We start from the raw sequence: 23,202 nt of genomic DNA, 5'->3' as shown, positions 1-23,202 counted from the left end.
ATTGATGATAGTGGGCAATGCTCCCCTAACCATTAGTTTTGAACTGGTGAGCGATGAGGGGGATAAAATTTGTTGACGATTAGGGCAACGGGTATCATGGGTAGTACGGGTATTAAGCAGATTAACCACTGGGTTAGGTCAAGGGGTGCTGTACGGAAAAGGGTATTCATAAAGGGAACTTGACTAAAAACAATTTGTAAAACGACTGCCCCAATGATGCCGTAGGAGATGGCGGAGGCGTTGCCTAGGGAGATGTTTTGTCCTTTTAATTTAGCGATCAAGGAGTTACCTAGTTCGCTGACACTGATGAGGTAGATAATTCGGGCTAAAACGAGGGCTTGGATTGCCATGGTACGGGCGATCGCCAAGGAGTTGTCGGCATCACTGTAGTAGTCTTGCGCCCATTCAAACATCCCAAAAATGAGAATCCAGTTAAAGGCGGAAATAGCTAACACCCGTTTTAAAAGATTACCAGAAAGTAACCCTTCGTTAGGATCTCTGGGGGGGCGTTTCATGGTGTCGGGGGATTTGGGTTCAAAGGCGAGGGGTACGGTCATGGTGACGGAGTTGATCATATTCAGCCATAATACTTGTAAGGAAAGAATCGGTAATTCTCGGGCTAAGAGCGCACTAATCAGAATGGTCATGGATTCCCCCCCATTCACAGGAAGGAGAAAAGAAATGGCTTTTTTAAGGTTTTGGTAAACCGTGCGTCCTTCTTCCACCGCTGCTTCGATGGAGGCAAAATTATCGTCCGTGAGGAGCATATCCGATGATTCCCTTGCCACATCTGTTCCTGCTTGACCCATGGCGATGCCGATTTGGGCTTGTTTGAGGGCGGGGGCATCGTTGACTCCATCCCCTGTCATGGCGACGATTTCTCCCTGAGATTGGAGAATTTCCACCAGTTGTAATTTTTGTTCTGGTGCTACCCTTGCAAATACGGAACCGTCGATAACGGCTTGTTCTTGTTCGTGGGGTTCCATTTTGGATATTTGTTTCCCTTCAAAACTGAGGAGATTACCGTTTTTGTTAATGCCAAGACGATGGGCGATCGCACTGGCGGTGGAAATATGATCCCCTGTAATCATTTTTACCTGTATTCCTGCATTTTGACAGGCATGGACAGCGGCAATGGCTTCGGCACGGGGGGGGTCAATCATTCCCTGTAAACCAATAAAAACCAACTCTTCTTCCAAATCATCATGATCAATGGAATGTTGATGATCAGGGGCAACTTTACGACCAAAGGCCAGTACCCTTAAACCTTTTGATGCCATGGATTCTACCTGTTCAAGGATAGTCTCTCTATCTAACTCCATAAGATTACCCTGAAGATCATAGGCTTGGGTACACCGTTCCAACATTTTCTCCACCGAACCCTTCACATAGATAACCCTGGGGGTATCGGGATGATGTTCGCTGGTGTCATGGAGAGTCGCCATGTATTGATAATCCGACTCAAAGGGAATAGAGTCAAGGCGAGAAAAAGTATTATTAAAATGGGCTTGATTGTAACCAACCTTAGAAGCTGCCGTAATTAAAGCCCCCTCCGTAGGATCTCCGATCACAATCTTATAATTATCCTTCCGTTTTAGCTCAGAATCATTACAAAGTAAACCACACATTAAACACTCTTGGAGAGCAAAGGGTAAATCCTCCACTATTTCTTCCCCTTGTTTAATATCACCCTTGGAACTGTAACCACCCCCAGTAACGGTATAGCTTTGTTGCCCTGCATAGATTTCCTGCACCGTCATCTGGTTTTCCGTCAAAGTTCCCGTTTTATCAGAACAAATAACCGTAGCACCCCCCAAGGTTTCCACGGCGGGTAATTTACGTACGATGGCATTTCTGGCCGCCATGCGATTTACCCCGATGGCCAAGGTAATGGTTACCACCGCAGGTAAACCTTCAGGAATAGCACTTACCGCCAAAGCGACGGCTGCTTCAAACATTTCCTCGGGGGCTTGTCCTCGCCCGATACCTACCACAAAGGTAAAACTAGCTAAACCAAGGATGATATATAGTAATACATTACTAAATTCGGCAAATTTTCGGGTTAAGGGAGTCATTAAATTGACGCTTTTCTCCATGGATTGGGAGATTTTACCCACCTCCGTATTTTTCCCCGTGCCTACCACTAAGCCCATGGCTTGTCCAAAGGTGACAAATGTTCCTGCATAGGCCATATTGATTCTATCGGCTAGGGGAGTATCTGAGGGTAACACCTCCATGGCTTTTTGGACGGGTACCGATTCCCCCGTGAGGGCAGATTCATCTACTTGTAAGTTACGAATATCAAATAATCTCACATCAGCGGGTACTTTATCCCCCGATACTAATTGTACGATGTCCCCCGGGACTAAATCCTTGGAAGGTAAACGAATTTTTGAGCCTTCCCGAAATACGGTGGCATCGGTGGTGACGGATTTGGATAAGGAGTTGATGGCATCTTCTGCCTTAGCTTCTTGCACGTAGCCAATAACGGCGTTAATTACCGTTACCCCCCAAATTACCCAAGCATTAGTCCATGAGCCTAAAAAAGCCTTAACCGTCCCAGCAATGATGAGAATATATAGCAAGGGTTGATTAAACTGTAATAAAAACTTGAGCCATTGGGGTTTTCCTGCCTTGGCTTCTAGTTCGTTGTATCCGTATTTTTCATAACGGTGGGCTACTTCTTCCGGGGTTAAACCCTGCGTCAAGTCCGTAGCGAAGGATATACTCAGTTCATCCTCGGGTACATCATGGTAGGTATTTTTTGTAATAGAGGTCATATTGTTATCAAATATAGATATTATTTGACCCTATTCTATATTGTCCATTGTTAATTGATAAAGTAACATCCAAGGGCGATCGCCACTATAGCCCCCATAAAGGTATTAATAATATTCACCACCTCATTAGTTAACCAATCAAAATTATCCTGAAAAGTAGCCCCCACAAAGCTCTCAAAATTTGTCGCCACAAAAGCCGATATTATACAAATCAATATTCCCACAAGACTAATCAAACCCAACACAGAGGCTAGATACGCAATAATCACACTAGCCACCACCCCAGCCAGAGTACCCTCTAAGCTAACAGCCCCCTCCGTACCCCTCGGCACAGGCTTAAAAGTAGTAATTAAAAAAGTCCGCTTACCATAAGCCTTACCCACCTCCGAAGCACAAGTATCCGATAACTTAGTGGCAAAACTAGCCACATATCCCAATACCATCAAAGGTTGCCATACAGAAGGAAAGAAAAAATAACCAAGAGCGCAAAAAGTCGCAATCAAAGCACTACCCCAGACATTTTCTGGACCCCTTACCCCATCCCTTTTTTCCGCAATACCTTGTTCTTGTTTTTCCTTCATGCCAATGCGGGTAACACTTGAACCCACAAAGAAGTAAAACAAAACCACCAAATAGCCCTGCCAACTCAAACAACCCCAAACAATCACCCCTAACAACCAAGCATTAAGATAACCAGCCACCGTTAAGAGTTTTTTTGGCAAGATAAAAGCCAAGGTAATTAAAACCGTATTAATAATAATCCCCACTAACCAAGAATTTGACCAGTCCAAATTAATATTCATCATAAACTCTCCCATTTAGCTTAGTTTTTGCACAAAAAAGGTGGGCATTACCCACCTAAAAGGAATTATTGCTCAGTTAAATAACCTAAATCCTTCAACCCTTGTAAAACTTTATTAACACTCTCATCCAACTCCTCTAAATCTGTTCTACACTCAATTTCAGGACTTAAAGGAGGCTCATAGGGGTCACTAATACCCGTAAACATCTTAATCTCCCCAGATCTAGCTTTTTTGTATAAACCCTTTACATCTCTTTCCTCACAAGTAGCAAGGGGGGCATTTACAAATACTTCCACAAAGTTACCAATTTTGCTTTTTACTTCTTCTCTCACTTCACGGTAGGGGGAAATGGCGGACACGATGACAATAACACCATTACGGGTTAATAAATTAGACACAAAACCAATACGACGGATATTTTCGTCCCTATCTTCCTTACTAAAACCCAATCCTTTGGTTAAATTTGTCCTTACAATATCACCATCGAGGACTTCTAATTTATAACCTGCATCCTTCAGTTTTTGTGCTACCACTTGGCTAATGGTAGTTTTTCCTGCACCACTAAGCCCTGTAAACCAAACTGTTACGCCTTTATGCTCCATTACTTTGTTAATTTATTAATTTTTATAATCAATTTTTGCTTAATGTATTCTACAGGGTGTGTTAACAATTGACAACTTTAGAAATTGATAATTGATAGTTGATAGTTGATAATTAAAATGAGTTAAATTATTGTATATTTAATTCATAAATTAGAACATTTTTTTCAAACCTTTATATAGCTAATGTTTTAATTGGCTATTTTTTAAAAGAATGATGACATTTTTAGGAGGAAAAGTTATACTAAATTAGTATATAATAATTGCAATTATATTTTTAATTAATGAGTAATATTTTAATTTGGTTTCGTAATGATCTTAGGGTTCATGATCAAGAATGTCTCCATAGAGCTATCTCCGCAGAGCCTAACCATATTATCCCCTTTTATTGTTTTGACGATCGCACCTTCGCTCAAACATCATTTGGCTTTCCAAAAACAGGAAAATATCGAGCAAAGTTTATTATCGAAAGCGTAACAGATTTACAAAAATCTCTCAAAAAAATAGGTAATAACTTAGTAGTAAAAAAAGGAAAAACTGAAAAAGAAATTATCAAACTCGTTGAACAATATAAAATAACAGAAATTTACTTTTCCCAAGAAGCCACCGCCGAAGAAATAGCCATAGAAAAAAAACTGACCAAAATTTTAGACAAAAAACAAGTCAAAATAAAAACCTTCTGGCAAAGTACCCTCTATTTTCCCGATGACCTACCCTTCAGTATAAAAGAATTACCCGACCTTTTTACCAACTTCCGCAAACAAGTAGAAAAAAAAGCCGAAGTATATAACACCTTCAAAACCCCCCCATCCCTTCCCCCCCTACCCGAAAACATTGACATCGGTAAAATACCAACATTATCCGACTTAGGCTTAGAAGAATTTGAAAAAGATAGTAGGGGAGTATTAACCTTTGTGGGTGGAGAAACCGAAGCCCTCAAAAGACTACAATATTATCTTTGGGAAACAGACAATATTGGTAGCTATAAAAAAACCCGTAATGGTATGTTAGGGGGAGACTATTCCTCCAAATTTTCCCCATGGTTAGCCCAAGGTTGTCTTTCACCCCGTCTTATTTATACCGAGATAGAAAAATATGAACAAGAAAGAGTCAAAAACGACTCCACCTATTGGCTAATTTTTGAACTATTATGGCGCGACTTTTTCCGCTTTACCTGCCTCAAATACGGCAATAGTGTCTTTCATAAATCAGGATTACAAAATATCCATATTCCATGGCAAGAAAACCAAGACTTATTCGAGTTATGGTGTGAAGGAAAAACAGGTTATCCCCTCGTAGATGCCAACATGAGAGAATTAAGCGCCACTGGTTTTATGTCAAATCGAGGTAGGCAAAACGTTGCTAGTTTCCTAACCAAAAACCTCGGTATCAACTGGCAAATGGGGGCCCAATGGTTTGAGTCTTTATTAATCGACTATGACGTATGTAGTAACTGGGGTAACTGGAATTACACCGCAGGGGTAGGTAATGATGCCCGTGGATTTCGCTATTTTAATATTCCCAAGCAGTCAAAAGATTATGACTATCAAGGGGATTATCTACGCCATTGGCTACCAGAGATTGCTTCTATTAAAGGAGAAAAAATCCATGAACCTTGGAAATTATCAAAGGAAGAACAAAGACAATTTAAGCTACAATTAGGAGTGAATTATCCTCGTCCAGTGGTAGATTTCTTTAAATCTGTCAAACATAACGAAAAAGTTTATTTGGGTAATACTCCATGAGTACAGTTTTAATAGTAGAAGATGATCCGATTAATTTAAAGGTGTTCTCTAAAATCCTTACTAAAAGAGGGGGGTTAAATGTCGTCGGCACCGAAAATGTTGATGAAGTTTTGACGGTGGCAAATTCTGGAGTCACAAAAGTTGTGTTAATGGATGTATCTTTGTCCAACAGCTACTATGAAGGTGAGCCTGTGGATGGTATAAAAATAACTCAACTATTAAAAGCCAATCCCCTCACCCAAAACATTCCTGTGGTTTTAATTACTGCCCATGCCATGGAAGGAGATAAGGAAAATTATTTGAGTCTTAGCGGTGCTGATGGATATATCACTAAGCCTATTATTGATCAAGATGAATTTGTTAGGGAAGTAAAGTTTTTTATGACTGGGGATTGGAAACTGTCTGAGAAAGATTGCTAAAAGTCAGAGGGATAATATTTAATTATAGGGTAATATTTTTACTAAAAGTTATTTTTCTGTAAAATTAATGTAACTTTTTTTTCGTTGCTTTTTTTTCTTGTACGATTATTTCTTAATAATCTATTTTTGGTTTTGATAGCATTTTTCGTGGCTTTATTTTAGTTTTTACTCAATATCAATCTAGTATGCTAAATTTGGGAATAATAATGTATCTTGCTATTATTTTTAGATTATGCTAAGTCATTTTGAAGTATCTAAAGCTAGGGTGAGACATATCGCAACCCTAAATCATTTGTGAAAACCTAAAAGTAAGTTTCCCCGTTATTAAGCAGGGTTAGGGGGATTATATACCATGACTCATTGGGGATAGCTATATTCTTATTTTCCCCTGAGTTTGTGCCTTAAGGAGAGAAGCAAAAGTAATGATTTTTATATAATTCGGGCATCTCAACTTCCCTCGATAATCATAGGTAATGGTAGTCATAGTTTTATAATTATACATTTACTGTAGCTCAATGATATTTTATGGTCAAAATCACTAACACCTGAAAATTTATCTAATTTTTGATTGAAGTCACTATAAATGTCTTAAATAATGGATAAAATAATAAATCTTAATAATTTGAGGACAAGGGATTAGTTGAGTAGTTAAACATAGGTTAATTTTTTCTATACTTATAAATATTTTATCTATGGAGTGGGAGGGATATTTTGATTATCTATGGAGCATATATTTTCCATATAAAGAGTATGAATAAGTGATTTTTTATATTTTCTTTCTAACTACCTAGGATAAAAAAGCCCATATTTCAGCATAATAAAAATTACTATTATGGAACAACAAGATATTTATTTCCATAAAGAACGGACATAGTATTTTTTTTGTATATTTTGATACACTATTGTTTTAGAGTAGTTTTATATCAATTTTAGATTATTTATCATCGTTTAGAGTCGTTACCAATAAATAATGTATAGATAAACTTTTATATATTCTTGGTACAATATATTATTAATAAAATTAAACTTATCTTTATAAAATCTTTATTACATCTTTATAAAATAGGTCAACAATGTTTATTATATTAGTATGTGAATAACAAATAAATTATTCATAATATTTAACCTCATTTTATATAATCAATAATGTCATCAATGCCAACCTCAGATTTGAGTGGTATGTTAAGCTGTTTTCGTGCCTTGTCAGACCCCATAAGACTCAATGTGATAAAGTTATTACAAGAAAAAGAGATGTGTGTGGGAGATATTTGTCTTGCTTTGAAAATTGCCCAGCCAAAGTTATCTTTCCATCTTCGAGTTTTGAGGGAGTCTGGATTATTACAAACAAGGCAAGATGGGCGCTGGATATATTATCGTCTTCATCCTTTGCAATTTCAGGCTTTAGTTGAATCCTTAGCTGATTTCACCACCATCGACTGATAAAATCAAGATGGAAAAACAGAAATTGGAGAATGATTACGATGATAAAAAACCAAATTGCTTTCCTTGGTTTAGGGGTTATGGGTGCGCCCATGGCAGTCAATTTTTCCCATCATAATCTGTCTATCAAAGCATGGAATCGTACGGGCGATCGCCCCTGGTTACAAAATATAGCCAAATCAGGGGTTACCATAGTCAAATCAATTCAGGAGGCGGTGGAATCTGCCTCTATAATTTTCACCTGTTTAGGAGATGTACCCGATGTAGAGGAGGTCATCTTTGGGGATAATGGTATTGTTAGCCATGCTTTGCCCCATAGTATCATTGTAGATTTTAGTACCATTGGTTCTCAGGGGGCAAGGGCGATCGCCCTTAAACTCAAACCACATAACATTCGTTTCATGGATGCACCCGTATCAGGGGGAGACATAGGAGCAAAAAACGGTACTCTAACTATCATGGTAGGAGGGGAGAAAAAAGACTTTGAAGAAATTAAACCCTATCTCGAAATGGTAGGCAAAAATATCACCCATTGCGGAGAAGTAGGAAGCGGACAAGCGGTAAAATTATGCAATCAAGTATTAGCATCCCTACACATGGTAGCCCTCTGTGAAGCCCTACAACTAGCCAAAACCCAAGATATTGACCCTACCCTCATTGTAGATGTTTGTAGCACAGGCGCGGCAGGTTCATGGGCCTTAACCAATTTAGCCCCAAAAATCATTAACCAAGACTATCAACCTGGTTTCATGGTTAAACATATCCTCAAAGACTTACGGCTAGTCAAACAAGTAATGGAAAACAGCGAAAACTACCCCGGAATTAACCTAGCCCAGCAACTATTTGATAAAGTCGCCCAGTTAGAAAATGGTTATTTAGAAGGTACTCAAGCCATGATTAAAGCCTATACTCAAGGTGATCAATAATAGATATTAAAAAGGATTAATTTCCGCCACCTTCTCTAAATTATTTGGCAAATTTTCTAATTGATCTATAGAATTATTTAATGGATCATTTTCTGATAATAATTGATAGTAAGGACATTTTTTTTGACAATTACTTATATGACTAAAATTCCCATTAAAATCTAAATAATCAGCCATAGATTTCTCCATCCTATCAAGGACATTATTAATATCTTGACGATTTTTTTCGTGCATTCTATCACTATACTGAATCGTCATACTTTGAATTTTATGGGGCAATTTTACAAACCAATAAGTCATGCTTAATTGAGAAGGTTCATAATTCATCTTTTCCGCCAATACATACAAATATAACTTTGTTTGCCAATTATTTCTTAACTTATCCCCATTTTCAGGTTGTAAAAATGTCTTCCAATCATAAATAACAGCTTGATTTGGATATAAAATTAAAAGATCATAAATAACCGTAAAAATATAACTTTTAAACTTTAGTTGTAACTTATACTCTGCTTCCCGTGCTTGTACCTCCGAAGAAGTCCAAATATTTTGAGTCTCATGGACAAGGGCTTCTAAAGACTGTTGAAAAGACACATCCTCATAAACAAAACTGTCTAAAGGTAAACCCAAATGATATTGCTGCATTAATAAGTGAAACTTCTTTCCCCATTCCCCTTTTTCCTCTTGAACAACATTACTAAGGGTGCTAATTTGTTCTAAATATCTTTTTTGAAATAGAGGAGGGCAAGTCTCAAAAAGATTAAGATGGGTTTGAGATAAGGATTGATAAATTGTCACAGTTATATAATACTAAATCCTGTTTTAATAATAAACTTTCACCTATTTTTTTTGCAACGGGCTTAAGCCCATTGTTCGTTTTATTAATATACTTTTCTTTAGGATTAAATATAAAAAGTGGACAATTAACCTTTCACATTATCAATTATCCACTCTCAATTATTAATTAATTCCCTACGCCTTTTCTAAAACTAATTTAGAGCGTTTTATTTCCTCAGGAATAGTAATAGGATAATTACCATTAAAACAAGCAGTACAGAAATGTAAAGGGTTTTCCTTAGTCACTTTTAACATTCCTTCTTCCGATAGATAGCGCAGAGAATCTACCTCTATTTGTTTTTCTATCTCCTTAACCGACATATTAGCCGCAATAAGGTGATCCTGACTATCGGTGTCGATACCATAAAAACAAGGATGGGTAACAGGAGGAGAAGAAATTTTCATATGTACCTCTTTTGCCCCCGCATCCCTCAAAGCCCTAACAATTTTACGGCTAGTGGTACCCCTAACAATGGAGTCATCGATAATAAGGATTCTTTTGTTTTCTAAAACATCCTTGAGGGGATTAAGTTTCATTTTAATGCCATGCTCCCTCATGTGTTGGGTAGGTTGAATAAAAGTTCTGCCCACATAGCGATTTTTAATTAACCCCTCTTGGTAGGTAATGCCACTTTGACGGGAATAGCCGATGGCTGCGGGAATACCTGAATCGGGTACGCCCATGACTAAATCTACATCTACAGGAGATTCTTTGGCAAGTTGTTCCCCTAATCGCAGACGGTAAGCATAAAGACTTTCATTACCCATGACACTGTCTGGGCGGGCAAAGTAAATCATCTCAAATACACATAATTTTTGTTCAGGGGTTGCCCAATGGCAAGAGGATAATCCTTCTTCGGTAATCCAAACCAATTCCCCTGGCTCAACATCCCTGATATATTCCGCACCGATGATGTCGAGCGCACAGGTTTCCGAGGCTAAAACGTAACGGGTGACATTTTCCGACTGTAATGCCCCAATAACAAGGGGTCTAATGCCATTAGGGTCCCTTGCCCCTATTACCCCTTGGGGAGTGCCGATAACAAGGCTATAGGCTCCTTTACACCAAGAAAAGGCACTGATAGCAGCATCAATCCAATCTTTTCCTCGATCTATTTCGCTACCCACCATAATAGCGATCATTTCGGAGTCGGTGGTGGTGATAAATTGACAATCTCTTTTAATTAATTCCGTACGCAAATCCACAGCGTTAACGAGGTTACCATTGTGGGCTAGGGCAATTTTTCCTAGGCGGGTATCGATGATGGCTGGTTGAGCGTTGGCTTGTAAACTTGAGCCGGTGGTGGAGTAACGGGTGTGACCTACGGCTATTTGACCAGTAAGATTGGAGAGAATTGACTCGTTAAATACTTGGGAGACTAAGCCCATATTTTTGTAGCAGTAGCAGTTTTCACCCTCGAAGGTGGCTATTCCCGCAGATTCTTGTCCTCGATGTTGTAGGGCATAGAGACCAAAATAGGTTAGTTTGGCTACATTTTCTTCGGGGGCATAAATTCCAAATACGCCGCAGGCTTCTTCGGGTTTATCTGGGCGGTAGTCTATGTGATGGTTAGAGTTCATATTTAACTTTTCTCTTCCTACTTACTCGGCTCGGGTGATAGTTATTATCTATCTAATCTTATCATTCTTTAATGTTTTTCCGACTATTTTCTTTAACCTGTTCTTAATGAAGATTTTGCCTAATTTAAAGGAAGTGGAAAATGTTGATTGTTAATGCTTTTGAGCGATGACAAACCTTTGGATTTGGGCTAAGTCGCTATGGCTTCTGATGGAGTGATATTGATGGGTTGATGCTAGTATTTCACAGACTTGGGGCGCTTGCCCTGCCATAATTTCGATGATCAAAATTCCATCTTTTTGTAAATATGCTGGGGCTTGGGAAATAATAATTTTAATGTCGTCTAGCCCGTCTTTTCCTCCGTCTAGGGCGGTTTTAGGTTCATGGTTAGCTACTTCTGGTTGTAGGGTGGGAACGATATGGGATGGGATGTAGGGGGGGTTGGAAAGTATGCCAGAAAGGCTATTTTTGAGATGGGAAAGGGGTTGAAACCAGCTTCCGTTGTAAAATGTTATTTTTTCGCTCAGGTCTAGGTTATGGGCATTTTCTTGGGCAATTTTTAGGGCGTTAGGGCTTTTGTCGATGGCGTGGATATGGGCTTGGGAAAATGTTTTGGCTAGACTAAGGGCGATCGCACCGCTACCAGTACCCAAATCCGCCCAATGACCATTTTTAAGGCTAGGGAAATTTTGGCTAATTTGTTGGGCAATATCAATCATTAATTCTGTTTCAGGACGAGGAATTAGCACATCAGGAGTTACTTTTAATTCTAAATCTCGCCAATAACATTTACCAATTAAATATTGAATAGGGTGCTGTTTTTCAGTTCTTAATTTCCAAATTTGATTGAGTTCTAATAAGGTTTTTTTACTTACAATTTTATCTTTGTGCTGATAGCTTTTTAATCTAATGGATAAGTTATCTAACTCTGTAAATTCTGCTAATAAATAATCTAATTCCAAATTTGATATTCCCTGATTTTTACCGATTATTTGAGATTTTTGATACCATGTAAATAAATCTATTCCTGAAATTTGTATTGTAAACATTTTGATAATAAGGTATGCCAAATAACTATATAAAATATCATTTCAATATTAAAAACTAATAAAAAAAGACACCTATTTTAAATAAAAAAAACAAATCAGTAAACTTTTAAGATAGAATGACTATCGAACATTAAGCCTTAATTATTTTTTTCCTTTTGTTTCATGGTTATAGCCCTCAAAAAGCATTGGCTAGTATTACAAAAAACCTCTTTTTGGTCAACTGCTCAACGATACCAAGAATTGTTAGCCGTATTAATACCTCAAAATCTTCATACCCGCTACAGAGGCTCTTTCTTAGGGGTTTATTGGTCTTTATTAAATCCTTTAACCATGACAGGATTATATACCGCTATTTTTGGAGCTACTTTTGCTTCTTACTATGGAGATTCCATTATTAACTATACCCTAGCGGCCTTTACTGGGTTACTAATTACTAACTTTTTTAGTGGCTCAACTAGCCAAGCCCTAGGAAGTATTGTCTCTAACGGAAGTTTACTTAACAAGATTCGTTTGCCCCTTCCCGTATTTCCTTTAACCATGATTGGGGTTAATGTGTTTCAATTTTTGGTAGGTTCTTTTCCTCTCCTTGCCATTGTAACTTTGATTAACTCCCATAATATTTTTTTTATTCCTTTATTATTATTACCTTTTTTCGCCCTTGTGCTGGTGTGTACGGGAGTCGGTTTATTAATGTCTGCCCTCTATGTATTTTTTCGTGATTTGGGCTATTTTTACGAAATTGCTACTTTTGTGGTCTGGATTACTAGCCCTGTTTTTTATCCAGCGGAGATTGTACCTGATAGAATACAGCCTGTATTACATCTCAATCCTTTAGTACCAATTATTGAAAATTTGAGAGAAATTAGCTTACAAGCAACCATCCCTAGTGTGGAATCTTTTGTGAGAAGTTTTTTGGGTGGTATAATAATTCTTGCTTTCGGTTGGTTCTTTTTTCAGCGCTGTAAGTCGGCTTTTATTGATTTACTTTAGGAAAAAATTATAGGTTTTTATTTTTAATCATAGATGGAAATTATTAGACTGGATAATGTGGGGTTATGGAGAAGAACCCAAGAGGAATTTAATTATGATTTGAAAAAGACTATTTTTTCTTTTTTACAGGGTAAATACACGAAGCCAAGCAAGAAAAAAGTTTTAAGTGATGTTAATTTAACCATTCAATCGGGGCAAAAAATCGGTATTATTGGCTCTAATGGTGCGGGAAAGTCAACCCTACTCAAGGTTATTTGTGGTATTTTAGAACCCACAGAGGGTACGGTAAGGGTTAGGGGTAATATTGCTCCTTTGATTGAGTTAGGGGCTGGTTTTTATCCTGATATGACGGTACAGGACAACATTATTTTGTATGGGGTATTGTTGGGCTATTCTCGTCAAGAAATGAAGGTTAGAACCCCTGAAATTCTCGATTTTGCAGAGTTAATGGATTATGCCCATATTCCTGTGAAGGGTTTGTCTTCGGGGATGATGGCACGGTTAGGTTTTGCGATCGCAACGGATGTACAACCTGATATATTAATTTTAGATGAGGTATTATCTGTGGGGGATGCTCGGTTTTCTCAAAAATCTACCCAAAGAATTGAGTCATTATGGGAACAGAGTAGCACTATCCTATTTGTATCTCATAGTTTGGAATCTGTAAAAAATATGTGCGATCGCACCATCTGGCTAAAAAACGGCACCATTGCCTTCGATGGAGACACGAAAACTGCCATTGAGATGTATCTTGACTCCGTAGGTATAACCGACTACAAACAAACTCAGTGACTATTCAGTAGTTTATTTATTATTGATTTTTTTGTAAAAGTACACGAATAAAACAAACAATGGGCTTAAGCCCATTGCCAAAAACAATGTATAAAAGTACGGTTTATAAATCTGACTCAGTATTAAAGCATTCTCCTCAACTTATCAAGGGCATTACAAGCCGATAGATAACGCACCAAATATCTACCACGATTACTACCATAGGTGTCACGATAACTATAAATCTCCCCCTTAGCCGAGGCGATACCAATGTAAACCAAACCCACAGGCTTAGATTCCGTGCCGCCCCCAGGCCCTGCAATACCTGTGATACCGATGCCCCAATCAGTGCCTAACTTGTTCATTACTCCTATGGCCATTTGTTTTGCCACCGTTGCACTTACTGCCCCTTCTGTCTCTAAATCGTCCTCAGACACCCCTAGGAGCTTTATTTTTACCTCATTACTGTAGGCAATGACTCCCCCCACAAAATAGCTAGAACTACCCTCAATATCCGTTAACATAGCCCCCAAACCGCCCCCTGTACAAGACTCTGCCACCGCAAGGGTTTGTTTCTTCCCTTTCAATAAATCTCCCACCACAGAAGCTAGGGTATCGTCATCACTACCAAAATAATCTTGCCCCGCAATGGTTTTGATTTCTTCGGCGATGGGTTGAATTATCTTTTTCGCTTCTTCTGCACTTTTGGCTTTAGTAGATACCCGTAATTTTACTTCTCCGTGGGAAGCATAGGGGGCAACGGTGGGGTTACTCAAATTAAAAAGGTGGTTTACCTTTTGGGCGAGGGAAGATTCCCCAATGCCTCGAAAACGCATCATCTCGCTATAAATAATTTCTTGCCCCCATCCTTTGGTTTTTAAGAAAGGCACGGCGGTATCCTGCCACATTTGTTTCATTTCTGAGGGTACACCGGGGAAAGTTAAGATGATTTTATTTTCTTTTTCCCACATCATGCCGGGGGCTGTACCTGTTTTATTGGGTAAAACTAACGCCCCTTGGGGGATAAGGGCTTGTTTACGATTGTTTATCGTCATTTCCCTACCCCGTCGGGCAAATTTAATCTTTATATCGTTGATAATTTCTGCATCTTCAATCATTTTAGTATTAAAATAAGATGCGATCGCCTCTGTGGTCAAATCATCGGGAGTAGGACCTAAACCACCTGTAAAAATTAAAATTGAGGATCTTTCTAGGGCAGTTTTAATAACACCATGAATCCTATTTAAGTTGTCTCCCACTACGGTTTGATAATAGTGAGGAATGCCAAGTTTTGCTAATTCTTGGGCTAAATATTGAGCATTACTGTTAAGAATATCCCCTAATAAAATTTCTGTACCAATACAAATAATTTCTGCACCCATGATCAATAGTTAATAATTAAATTTAAATTCATTTTATCTTGATTATTTTATCTCTTTATGCCGTTGTTTTCCCTTAAAATAAAGAAATTAACAGTTATTAACACGCTCCCTATTTTTTCCTTTAAATTATTTCATTGATAGGGTTTTTTACAATTTTTTATTACCTTTTGCCTCTTGTTATTTGCCTTTTAACTAGTTTTTTGTACCACAACAAAAAGTAAATTACTATATTTATGAAGCCCCATTTAATTTAAATAATATAAATTGAGTTTTTTGGGTTGCAGGGGTAAAATTATTATCGCTTACTAAAATTAAACTTTGACTACCATCGGCAAGTCTTGGACCAAAAGTTAGTCCTTCTAAGTTGTCTAAATTGATCTTCAAATCTTTTAAATTTAAGACTAATTTTTTCTTGATTACATTTATATTATCAATATTTCCTGCTAAACTTTTTTCTGCATAAATATCCGTGGCATTTGCCATTACTATCTGAAAGATTTTTGCCCCAAAACCTCTCAAGCCGAGAGTCCTTTCTAAAGATAATAAATACCCTTCCTCTGGCAGGGCATATAATTCATTTAAACCATTAAACATGGTTCCAAAATCAGGCTTTTCTACGGGGTATAAATTTTCAGAAATTAAAACAGGTTGCCCAAAAGGATTAACTACATAGTGCATCAAACGGCTACGTAATAAAGTTTCGGGAATATCTTCATCAAAATCTTGAGTTAGGGCTAATTCAGTCCCTGTGAACAATCTAAAAGGATCTTGAGCCATGGTACCATTGGCTTTGATGGTCAAGGATTCAAAACCCAAATTATCTTGGATACCTGTGCTTTCTTCCTCGTCATAGATATATCTTTTGGGGATAGGTACTTCAGAGAGTAAATTTCCATCTAAGTCATATTCATTGATGAAGGGGGCTACTCCTAAATGACTAATACCTTCGCTGGAGATGAAAACGCTATTTCTGGGGCTAAGGGCGATCGCCTCTGGATCTATGGTATCCTTGCCATATACTGTTCCCTGATTATTTTTTAAGAGTGTGACTCCTTCGATGTTAACATCATTAATTTTATTATTTTCTAAATCTATTTTAAGGGTATAAAAACGAGCAGGAGCAAGACGAGAACGATCATCAGAAACAGCATAAAACTCATCTTTTTGTTTGTTATAAGTAATTCCAGAAAGTCCTCCTACCCTAGTATCTTGATAGTCTTGAAGGGTTAATTCATAACTATCTAAATAATCTAAAGATAAGTCTAAAAATAATCTTTCTTGGGCAAATACTGCTTTATTATCAATTAATAAAAAACTGCATATTAAAAGGAATAAAACAATAATTTTTGAGAGCTTATTAAACATATTTTAAGCCATGATTTTAGCGGTGGGACATTAACTCAAAGTTAACATAATAATCCTACTTAGTTAAATGATTTAAAATAAAATCTAGGGGATATTTCGTGTAATTAAGTCCCTAAATAAGGGGAAGAAAAATAGCAGAACTCAAAATTCCGAGAATCAAACCCACTACTACCTGAAAAGGGGTATGCCCTAATAATTCCTTAAGTCTTTCTTCATTAAAATCTTCATTATTAATCATCCCTTCCATGATTTGATTTAATACCCTTGCTTGTTTTCCTGCCGCCTGACGTACCCCCGCTGCATCGTACATGACGATTCCTGCAAAAATAGAGGCGATCGCAAATTCAGGAGAAGACCACCCTAAAGTTTGACCTACACCCGTAGCCAAAGAGCCTACAAGGGCAGAGTGGGCGCTAGGCATACCCCCCGTACTAACGATGTAACGAAAGCTAAATTTGCGGTGGTGAATGGTATCTACGGTAACTTTTATGATTTGGGAGAGGAGACAGGCTAAAATAGGAATTACAATTAATTTATTGTCCAGAATTTCATTTAATATCTGCATTGTTTACACCCCTTTAATTTTTTCGACTAACAATAAATTCGGCTAGGGCTTTTAAAGGTTCAGCTTTTTCTCCATATATGGCTAACTGTGCGATCGCACTTTCCACCAACTCATCAGCCTTAACCTTCGACTCCTCAAGCCCCCACAACTTAGGATAAGTAGCCTTATCCGCAGAAATATCCTTTCCCGCCGTCTTACCCAACTCCTCACTCGTAGCCGTCACATCCAAAATATCATCAATAATTTGAAACGCTAAACCGATATTTTTAGCATATAGAGAAAGCCTATCCAAATCCTCCTGTTTTGCCCCAGCCAACACAGCCCCCGAAGTTACACAGGCTTCCAATAAAGCCCCCGTTTTATGAATGTGGATAAAACTCAACATCTGGGCCGTCACATCCGTTTTACCTTCACACTCTAAATCCATCACCTGTCCGCCCACTAAACCCTCAGCGCCCACCGCCCGAGTCAAAATTTTAATAACCTCCAACACATTCTGTGCAGGCACCCCTTTAGTTTCCCTTGCCACATACTCAAAAGCATAGGTTAATAACCCGTCCCCCGCCAAAATCGCAATATCTTCCCCATAAACCTTATGATTAGTCAACTTACCCCGACGATAATCATCATTATCCATAGCAGGTAAATCATCATGAATCAAAGACATAGTATGAATCATTTCCAAAGCACAAGCAGAAGGAATCGCCATCTCATCGGTGCCTCCCATCAATTCACAAGTCGCTAAACACAAAATAGGGCGCAATCTCTTGCCCCCTGCCAACAAAGAATAACGCATCGATTCATAAATCTTCTCAGGCTTACCCATAGGTAAAGACTCATCCAAAGACTTTTCTACCAATTTTTGCTTCTCTTTTAAATAGCTTTGTAAATCAAACACAGAATTTAACTTTCCTTTACTTGCCTTTGTTTCTAAATCTTTTGAAAAAAAGAGATCGATAATCCCTTAACAGATATACCAAATATTATTATCAATGATCACCGACCATTAGGCAATAAAAAAATTGGGTATAAAAACCTTATTATTAATTATCAACTATCAATTATCAATTACTTTGCCCTAGCCACCGCTGCTAAAATAGTTCTTTTAACCGATTCAAATTGCTTTCTTAAAATAATTTTACTACCCTCTGGTTGTTTTTCCCCATGCCAAGAAGAAGCCTGAGCCACAAAATCTTGCAACTGTTTTAACTTCTGTTCACCCACATTAACCATCAGTTTATGCTTATAACCAGAAGGATTACCCAATTCAAAAAGTAAGATATAATATTTTTTTTGACTGATTAAATTAGTGCTAATTTGAACCCCAATGTCTGTTTTTAAATCTAGATAACAAGGCAACCATTTCGGTTCATAACTACGATTGTAAAGTAAATTAACCCATAAAATCATCGGATGGGGAGTAGGCTGAAACATAAAATGAGTAAAACAGAAAGTTGATTTTGCTTCAAAATGTGACACCTCATTTGCATCAAGCATTGTCCATAAACTAGAAAAAGTTCCCTCTTGGGCTTCTGTCAAATGTGGAAAAACAATTTTTTTGCGAGGTTTATCCTGGGGCCAAATACTTTGACGATAAACCCTGCTGAGGGGAAGGGGGGAAGATGCTGGTGGGCTTTTTTTATTTACTCCTCTATCACTATTATATTCCCTTTCTAAGGGGATAATTATCTTCAAAATTTCTCTAATATTTTGGGGGCGACGGGCGGGAGATTTTTGTAAACAACCCATAATCAAGTCGTCTAATTCTTTCGGTAACTCCAAATAACTGGGTAGTTTTTTTGGGGGAAATTGATTGTGGGCTTTATACCATGATTGAAAATTATGAGCTTCTGCCTTAATGGGAATTTGTTGGGTTAACATCTGATACATCAATACCCCTAAACTGTAAATATCAGAGGTAGCCTTCAATTCATCCTCTGCCATTTGCTCAGGGGAACAATATTCTGGAGTCCCCATGAAGGATTTTTGGGTCAGAGATTCATCGGGATTATGGATTTGAGCAATGCCAAAATCAAGGATTTTAACAAAATGACCTAGTTTTTCATCTTTTGCTAAAAATATATTACTGGGTTTAATATCTCGGTGAATAATTGGCGCTAATTCATTGTTAACTAAGATACCGTTATGGGCGCACTCTAACCCTAAGCAGATTTGATGGGTAAAGGATAAAAATTTGGGTAAAGAAAGAGCTTGTTTTTTGACTAATTGATCTAAATCATACCCTTCTAAATATTCCATCACATAAAATGGAACTTGACTATCATCCACCCCATAATCTTTTACCCTAACGATATGATCACTTTGTTCCCCTAGTAATGCACTTATTTTAGCTTCTTTTTGGAAGCGATCGCGCATTTTTCCATCTAATAGAGCCTGAGAAAGAAACTTGATGGCCACTACCATATCATTATTATTGGTATCAAAAGCCTTATATACTTGTCCCATAGCCCCCTTACCCAACAAGTTACCAATTTTGTATCGATTTGCTAGTAACTCTTGGGAGTCTTTGTTTAAAGACTTGACTAAATCTGAGATAGGCTTAAACATTGTGATACTATACCTCTACCATTTTGAGTTGCCATGGCAATAAACCCAAAGCACCTTAGTATATATTATAGAGTTTAAAACGTCAGTTTTTTTTGCCCTTGAAGATAAAAAACAATACCCTTGTTTAACCAATGATTAATCCATCCGACAATATTCCCCCCGAAGAAAATAGTCTTACCCCCACCGAAAATCATAATCCCACCGAATTATCTACTTCCCCAGAAACTGATAATCCCACGGAATTATCTCCCCCCCAAGAAGTGCCTGAAACCCAGCCTTTGAGCAGTCAAGAGCAAATTAAACTCAAACAAGAAGGGAATTTTGTTCATATTTTTTTACCCCCCCACAAAAGTAACGACAACAATCAATGGATAAGAATGGTGGAGGATTTCAAAACCCGACTACAAAAAATGGATAAGTCATGGCTTCCTGACACAAAAGCCCATTTAGATAGCGGTGATAAGCTACTCGATACCCGCCAAATTAGGGAGTTAGACGAAATTCTTGAACAAAATCAACTAAAACTGGATTTAGTGGTTGCCCAACGTCGTCAAACCGCCGTAGCTGCTGCCAGCGCTGGTTATTCGGTGAAGCAAAATCCTTCTATTTCTCTTTTTGCTAAACCCAAGGAAAATCCAGCACAAAATTTAGCAGAACCTCTTTATATTAAAACTAATTTGCGATCGGGGGTACAAATATCTCACCATAGCACCATTATTATTCTCGGTGATGTTAACCCGGGGGCGACGATTATTGCGGGGGGGGATGTTTTTGTGTGGGGTGCTTTAAAGGGGATTGCCCATGCAGGGGCAGGGGGAAATAGAGAGTCTTTAATCATGGCTTTGAGAATGAATCCTACCCAATTAAGAATTGCTGACTTGGTGGCAAGGGCGCCAGATAATACCCCCGATAGTATGGCAGAGGTGGCTTACATTGGAGAGGGAGGCATTAGAATTAGGGATGCTGATACTTTCCGCAAGTTAAATGTTTTTAGTTCACAAAAACAACATTGGGTAAATAGTAGTTATGGAGAGTTGAAATTTGAGCGCACGGAAAACCTATCCATTGAAAATTGATTTATATTAAAAACAAAGGGAATATTTAGTTATTTTGTTGTCATGGATAATATTATTTTTCATTTAGCAATTCCGATGGTTAATGGGGAAGATACTAAAAAATTTTATGGGGATATTTTAGGGGCGAAGTTAGGAAGAAATAATGACCATGCTATGATTTTTGATTTTTATGGACATCAGTTAGTTACCCACACTAGCAAAGAAAATGTTTCTCTTCCCCGTGGTATTTATCCTCGTCATTTTGGGATTGTTTTTACTAAAGAATCTGATTGGGATGATTTGGTTTCTAATTGTGAAAATAAACGGGTTAATTTTTATCAACCCCCCCGCACTCGTTTCTCTGGGGAATTAACCGAACATAAAACCTTTTTTTTACAAGATCCAGCCTATAATATCTTAGAATTTAAGTTTTATCGTCACTATGAGGCTATTTTTGGGGCTACTAATGTAATGGCTATAGGCGATCGTTAATTGACTATAGGGGTTTATCAAGCAATATTTCTCCATACATAAAACCCATTTTATTTTACATTTTCAATAGTTAGCATTCTCTGACAAAAACCATTAATTTACCATGATAAAAAATCATTGTTAATCTTAAAAAATAAAGATATGATTACTCTAGTCATTATCTATAACAAATCATAACATTGATGGATATTAAATTAGTAAATATAGGTTTTGGGAATATTGTTTCTGGTAATAGAATTATTGCCATTGTTTCCCCAGAGTCTGCACCCATAAAAAGGATTATCAACGAGGCGAAAGATAAAGGTCAACTTATTGATGCTACCTACGGCAGAAGGACAAGGGCTGTTATCGTTACAGACTCTAACCATATCATACTATCTTCTATTCAACCTGAAACCGTGGCCCAAAGATTTGCCTCACCGAAGGAAGGAGAAAGCAAATAAATATACTCAACTCAAATGATTCATGAAATATGATACCCCCTAACCCTGCTTAATAAGGGGGAAACTTACTGTAAATGTCGCCTTTTCGTTGGGCGATTTTTTTTGCATGAGGGGGAATTAATTCACTCCCTCAATTCCCCATAGCCTTAGTTTTGGATAAAATCTGTAACTCTGCTTAAAACCTCTTGGGCTCCTGCATTCAGCATTTTTTGAGTATAATCAGGGATTAAATTTTCTTGTTGATAAACATGGGGAGGTAAAATTGCGATCGCCCTTAAATCATCATCAGGTTTAATAGATTTAGCCCGAGAAATCGTCATCATATCCGCCACCGTATCCCCCAAATAGATAATGGGTAAAGACTCTTGAATATTATTTTTCTGTTTAATAGATTCTACCGCCATAAACAACCCCGTAGGATCAGGCTTTCCGGGGGCATCCTCCATGGCTACCAATACAGGATTTTCTAACCCCAAACGGCGGCTTAAAATGTACTGTGCCGAACCTTTTGTTGCCCCACTAAAAAATCCCCAATAATAACCCTTATCCGTTAAATTTTTAAAAAAATTAGCATCCACCAACAAAGGCTCTTGGGTAATGTAACCATCCCATGTATTTGCATTTTCAGGATCTTTTCCACGGTAACGACACTGGAAAAAATAGACAATTTCTTCATAGGAATAAGCCACATCCGAGCGAGACTTACCCACCCCCTCATAATAACGATAAATCAACTCCTGAGAACCTTCCCAATCATTATTCCACACCCCTTCCCCTTTCAAACTGTCAATGTCCGCCATATCAGGGCGATAATTTCCCCCCGTAAAATGCTCCACCGTATCAGCCAACGCACGACGATAGGAATTAGTTACATCACGAATTACACCATCAATATCAAATATTACAATTGCCGTCATAAAAAATAATTACCCCAAAACTAGACTTTGTCACTATTCAATTTAAGCTATAATATAGTATTGTCCAAAATTATTACTATATATAAAATTATTATTTGGAGGTTTAATTGGAAGCTACAGTAGAAACCTTAGAAACTAACATTGACGGTCGCTTTGTATTAAAAGTAGTTTGGTTAGATAAAGATGTTGCCCTAGCCGTAGATTATGTTATCAGTAAAGGGACAAGCCCCCTAACCCCTTATTACTTCTGGCCTCGTAGCGATGCTTGGCAAGATTTAAAAGATGAGTTAGACAAGAAAAATTGGATTACTGACACCGAAAAAATTGAATTACTAAACCAAGCTACCGAAATTATTAATTTCTGGCAAGAAAAAGGTAAAGTTACCTCTATGGTACAGGCTCAACAAAAGTTCCCCGGAGTTGTTTTTTCGGGTACCAACTAATTTTTTTATTGGAGGGGGTAAAATTTACATAATTATC

The 23,202-nt window shown here is 37.8% G+C and carries 22 protein-coding genes; 10 read left to right on the top strand and 12 right to left on the bottom strand.

The annotated features are described in order from the left end of the window. Nucleotides 1–32 precede the first annotated feature (32 nt). The 3 genes from ACXITR_RS01780 to cysC all read right to left on the bottom strand — a co-directional run bounded on the left by ACXITR_RS01780 (nucleotide 33) and on the right by cysC (nucleotide 4,185). Nucleotides 33–2,780, bottom strand: a complete 2,748-nt coding sequence (locus ACXITR_RS01780) for a cation-transporting P-type ATPase (protein ID WP_457995517.1) — start codon at nucleotides 2,778–2,780, stop codon at nucleotides 33–35. 50 nt (nucleotides 2,781–2,830) lie between these two features. Beyond that, complete coding sequence (locus tag ACXITR_RS01775) at nucleotides 2,831–3,583, bottom strand: TIGR00297 family protein (protein ID WP_457995534.1); 753 nt, start codon at nucleotides 3,581–3,583, stop codon at nucleotides 2,831–2,833. Between the two features lie 65 nt (nucleotides 3,584–3,648). Next, complete coding sequence (gene cysC / locus ACXITR_RS01770) at nucleotides 3,649–4,185, bottom strand: adenylyl-sulfate kinase (protein ID WP_457995516.1); 537 nt, start codon at nucleotides 4,183–4,185, stop codon at nucleotides 3,649–3,651. A 281-nt stretch (nucleotides 4,186–4,466) separates the two neighbouring features. On the opposite strand from cysC, the gene ACXITR_RS01765 reads away from it, so the two are divergent. The 4 genes from ACXITR_RS01765 (at nucleotide 4,467) to ACXITR_RS01750 (ending at nucleotide 8,712) form a co-directional block, all read left to right on the top strand. After that, nucleotides 4,467–5,927, top strand: a complete 1,461-nt coding sequence (locus tag ACXITR_RS01765; RefSeq protein ID WP_457995515.1) for a DASH family cryptochrome — start codon at nucleotides 4,467–4,469, stop codon at nucleotides 5,925–5,927. After that, entirely contained in the window at nucleotides 5,924–6,346 is a 423-nt protein-coding gene (locus ACXITR_RS01760; RefSeq protein ID WP_457995514.1) for a response regulator, read from the top strand. The genes ACXITR_RS01765 and ACXITR_RS01760 overlap by 4 nt, the downstream gene beginning before the upstream one ends. A gap of 1,146 nt (nucleotides 6,347–7,492) precedes the next feature. Next, entirely contained in the window at nucleotides 7,493–7,786 is a 294-nt protein-coding gene (locus ACXITR_RS01755) for an ArsR/SmtB family transcription factor (RefSeq protein WP_457995513.1), read from the top strand. 41 nt (nucleotides 7,787–7,827) lie between these two features. Further along, a complete protein-coding gene (locus ACXITR_RS01750; protein ID WP_457995512.1) occupies nucleotides 7,828–8,712 on the top strand; it encodes an NAD(P)-dependent oxidoreductase in 885 nt (294 codons plus the stop codon). 6 nt (nucleotides 8,713–8,718) lie between these two features. On the opposite strand, the gene ACXITR_RS01745 is transcribed toward ACXITR_RS01750, so the two are convergent. The 3 genes from ACXITR_RS01745 to prmC form a co-directional block, all read right to left on the bottom strand. Beyond that, the gene (locus ACXITR_RS01745; protein WP_457995511.1) at nucleotides 8,719–9,507 is read right to left on the bottom strand and encodes a PD-(D/E)XK nuclease family protein; all 789 of its coding nucleotides are present in this window, start codon (nucleotides 9,505–9,507) and stop codon (nucleotides 8,719–8,721) included. 174 nt (nucleotides 9,508–9,681) lie between these two features. Then, nucleotides 9,682–11,127, bottom strand: a complete 1,446-nt coding sequence (gene purF / locus ACXITR_RS01740) for an amidophosphoribosyltransferase (protein WP_457995510.1) — start codon at nucleotides 11,125–11,127, stop codon at nucleotides 9,682–9,684. Nucleotides 11,128–11,277: 150 nt separating this feature from the next. After that, a complete protein-coding gene (prmC, locus tag ACXITR_RS01735) occupies nucleotides 11,278–12,174 on the bottom strand; it encodes a peptide chain release factor N(5)-glutamine methyltransferase (protein WP_457995509.1) in 897 nt (298 codons plus the stop codon). A gap of 162 nt (nucleotides 12,175–12,336) precedes the next feature. Here prmC and ACXITR_RS01730 point away from each other — a divergent pair, with 162 nt between their 5' ends. Continuing rightward, nucleotides 12,337–13,164, top strand: coding sequence for an ABC transporter permease (locus ACXITR_RS01730; RefSeq protein WP_457995508.1), 828 nt, complete (start codon nucleotides 12,337–12,339; stop codon nucleotides 13,162–13,164). Between the two features lie 33 nt (nucleotides 13,165–13,197). Then, a complete protein-coding gene (locus tag ACXITR_RS01725; protein WP_457995507.1) occupies nucleotides 13,198–13,956 on the top strand; it encodes an ABC transporter ATP-binding protein in 759 nt (252 codons plus the stop codon). A gap of 122 nt (nucleotides 13,957–14,078) precedes the next feature. Here ACXITR_RS01725 and ACXITR_RS01720 read toward each other — a convergent pair whose 3' ends face one another. The 5 genes from ACXITR_RS01720 to ACXITR_RS01700 all read right to left on the bottom strand — a co-directional run bounded on the left by ACXITR_RS01720 (nucleotide 14,079) and on the right by ACXITR_RS01700 (nucleotide 19,815). Next, nucleotides 14,079–15,317 carry a competence/damage-inducible protein A gene (locus ACXITR_RS01720; protein WP_457995506.1) on the bottom strand — a complete coding sequence of 413 codons (1,239 nt, stop codon included), beginning with the start codon at nucleotides 15,315–15,317 and terminating at the stop codon, nucleotides 14,079–14,081. Nucleotides 15,318–15,548: 231 nt separating this feature from the next. Beyond that, nucleotides 15,549–16,682 carry an esterase-like activity of phytase family protein gene (locus tag ACXITR_RS01715; RefSeq protein WP_457995505.1) on the bottom strand — a complete coding sequence of 378 codons (1,134 nt, stop codon included), beginning with the start codon at nucleotides 16,680–16,682 and terminating at the stop codon, nucleotides 15,549–15,551. A gap of 112 nt (nucleotides 16,683–16,794) precedes the next feature. Further along, nucleotides 16,795–17,247 (bottom strand): divergent PAP2 family protein, encoded by a 453-nt coding sequence (locus ACXITR_RS01710; protein ID WP_457995504.1) that lies wholly within the window; start codon nucleotides 17,245–17,247, stop codon nucleotides 16,795–16,797. 13 nt (nucleotides 17,248–17,260) lie between these two features. Further along, a complete protein-coding gene (crtE, locus tag ACXITR_RS01705) occupies nucleotides 17,261–18,145 on the bottom strand; it encodes a geranylgeranyl diphosphate synthase CrtE (RefSeq protein WP_457995503.1) in 885 nt (294 codons plus the stop codon). Between the two features lie 170 nt (nucleotides 18,146–18,315). Then, a complete protein-coding gene (locus tag ACXITR_RS01700; protein ID WP_457995502.1) occupies nucleotides 18,316–19,815 on the bottom strand; it encodes a serine/threonine protein kinase in 1,500 nt (499 codons plus the stop codon). Between the two features lie 131 nt (nucleotides 19,816–19,946). Between ACXITR_RS01700 and minC the strand changes: the two genes are divergently transcribed. From minC to remA, 3 genes are all read left to right on the top strand, one after another. Next, nucleotides 19,947–20,891 (top strand): septum site-determining protein MinC, encoded by a 945-nt coding sequence (gene minC / locus ACXITR_RS01695; RefSeq protein WP_457995501.1) that lies wholly within the window; start codon nucleotides 19,947–19,949, stop codon nucleotides 20,889–20,891. 42 nt (nucleotides 20,892–20,933) lie between these two features. Beyond that, nucleotides 20,934–21,362: a VOC family protein gene (locus tag ACXITR_RS01690; RefSeq protein WP_457995500.1), complete on the top strand. Its 429-nt coding sequence runs from the start codon at nucleotides 20,934–20,936 to the stop codon at nucleotides 21,360–21,362. Between the two features lie 182 nt (nucleotides 21,363–21,544). Beyond that, nucleotides 21,545–21,805, top strand: coding sequence for an extracellular matrix/biofilm regulator RemA (remA, locus tag ACXITR_RS01685; protein ID WP_457995499.1), 261 nt, complete (start codon nucleotides 21,545–21,547; stop codon nucleotides 21,803–21,805). A gap of 146 nt (nucleotides 21,806–21,951) precedes the next feature. Here the strand turns inward: remA and ACXITR_RS01680 are convergent, their stop codons facing one another. Next, nucleotides 21,952–22,722, bottom strand: coding sequence for a TIGR01548 family HAD-type hydrolase (locus tag ACXITR_RS01680; RefSeq protein WP_457995498.1), 771 nt, complete (start codon nucleotides 22,720–22,722; stop codon nucleotides 21,952–21,954). Between the two features lie 140 nt (nucleotides 22,723–22,862). Between ACXITR_RS01680 and ACXITR_RS01675 the strand changes: the two genes are divergently transcribed. Further along, nucleotides 22,863–23,165, top strand: coding sequence for a 30S ribosomal protein PSRP-3 (locus tag ACXITR_RS01675; RefSeq protein ID WP_457995533.1), 303 nt, complete (start codon nucleotides 22,863–22,865; stop codon nucleotides 23,163–23,165). Nucleotides 23,166–23,202: the final 37 nt, after the last annotated feature.

Source organism: Cyanobacterium sp. (assembly GCF_054166785.1).
This window is presented reverse-complemented; position numbering and strand designations above follow the sequence as displayed.

Coding starts and splice junctions, on each gene's coding strand:
- ACXITR_RS01780 (WP_457995517.1), bottom strand. CDS start 2,780: ATGACCTCTATTACAAAAAATACCTACCATGATGTACCCGAGGATGAA.
- ACXITR_RS01775 (WP_457995534.1), bottom strand. CDS start 3,583: ATGAATATTAATTTGGACTGGTCAAATTCTTGGTTAGTGGGGATTATT.
- cysC (WP_457995516.1), bottom strand. CDS start 4,185: ATGGAGCATAAAGGCGTAACAGTTTGGTTTACAGGGCTTAGTGGTGCA.
- ACXITR_RS01765 (WP_457995515.1), top strand. CDS start 4,467: ATGAGTAATATTTTAATTTGGTTTCGTAATGATCTTAGGGTTCATGAT.
- ACXITR_RS01760 (WP_457995514.1), top strand. CDS start 5,924: ATGAGTACAGTTTTAATAGTAGAAGATGATCCGATTAATTTAAAGGTG.
- ACXITR_RS01755 (WP_457995513.1), top strand. CDS start 7,493: ATGTCATCAATGCCAACCTCAGATTTGAGTGGTATGTTAAGCTGTTTT.
- ACXITR_RS01750 (WP_457995512.1), top strand. CDS start 7,828: ATGATAAAAAACCAAATTGCTTTCCTTGGTTTAGGGGTTATGGGTGCG.
- purF (WP_457995510.1), bottom strand. CDS start 11,127: ATGAACTCTAACCATCACATAGACTACCGCCCAGATAAACCCGAAGAA.
- prmC (WP_457995509.1), bottom strand. CDS start 12,174: ATGTTTACAATACAAATTTCAGGAATAGATTTATTTACATGGTATCAA.
- ACXITR_RS01730 (WP_457995508.1), top strand. CDS start 12,337: ATGGTTATAGCCCTCAAAAAGCATTGGCTAGTATTACAAAAAACCTCT.
- ACXITR_RS01725 (WP_457995507.1), top strand. CDS start 13,198: ATGGAAATTATTAGACTGGATAATGTGGGGTTATGGAGAAGAACCCAA.
- ACXITR_RS01720 (WP_457995506.1), bottom strand. CDS start 15,317: ATGGGTGCAGAAATTATTTGTATTGGTACAGAAATTTTATTAGGGGAT.
- ACXITR_RS01715 (WP_457995505.1), bottom strand. CDS start 16,682: ATGTTTAATAAGCTCTCAAAAATTATTGTTTTATTCCTTTTAATATGC.
- ACXITR_RS01710 (WP_457995504.1), bottom strand. CDS start 17,247: ATGCAGATATTAAATGAAATTCTGGACAATAAATTAATTGTAATTCCT.
- ACXITR_RS01700 (WP_457995502.1), bottom strand. CDS start 19,815: ATGTTTAAGCCTATCTCAGATTTAGTCAAGTCTTTAAACAAAGACTCC.
- minC (WP_457995501.1), top strand. CDS start 19,947: ATGATTAATCCATCCGACAATATTCCCCCCGAAGAAAATAGTCTTACC.
- ACXITR_RS01690 (WP_457995500.1), top strand. CDS start 20,934: ATGGATAATATTATTTTTCATTTAGCAATTCCGATGGTTAATGGGGAA.
- remA (WP_457995499.1), top strand. CDS start 21,545: ATGGATATTAAATTAGTAAATATAGGTTTTGGGAATATTGTTTCTGGT.
- ACXITR_RS01680 (WP_457995498.1), bottom strand. CDS start 22,722: ATGACGGCAATTGTAATATTTGATATTGATGGTGTAATTCGTGATGTA.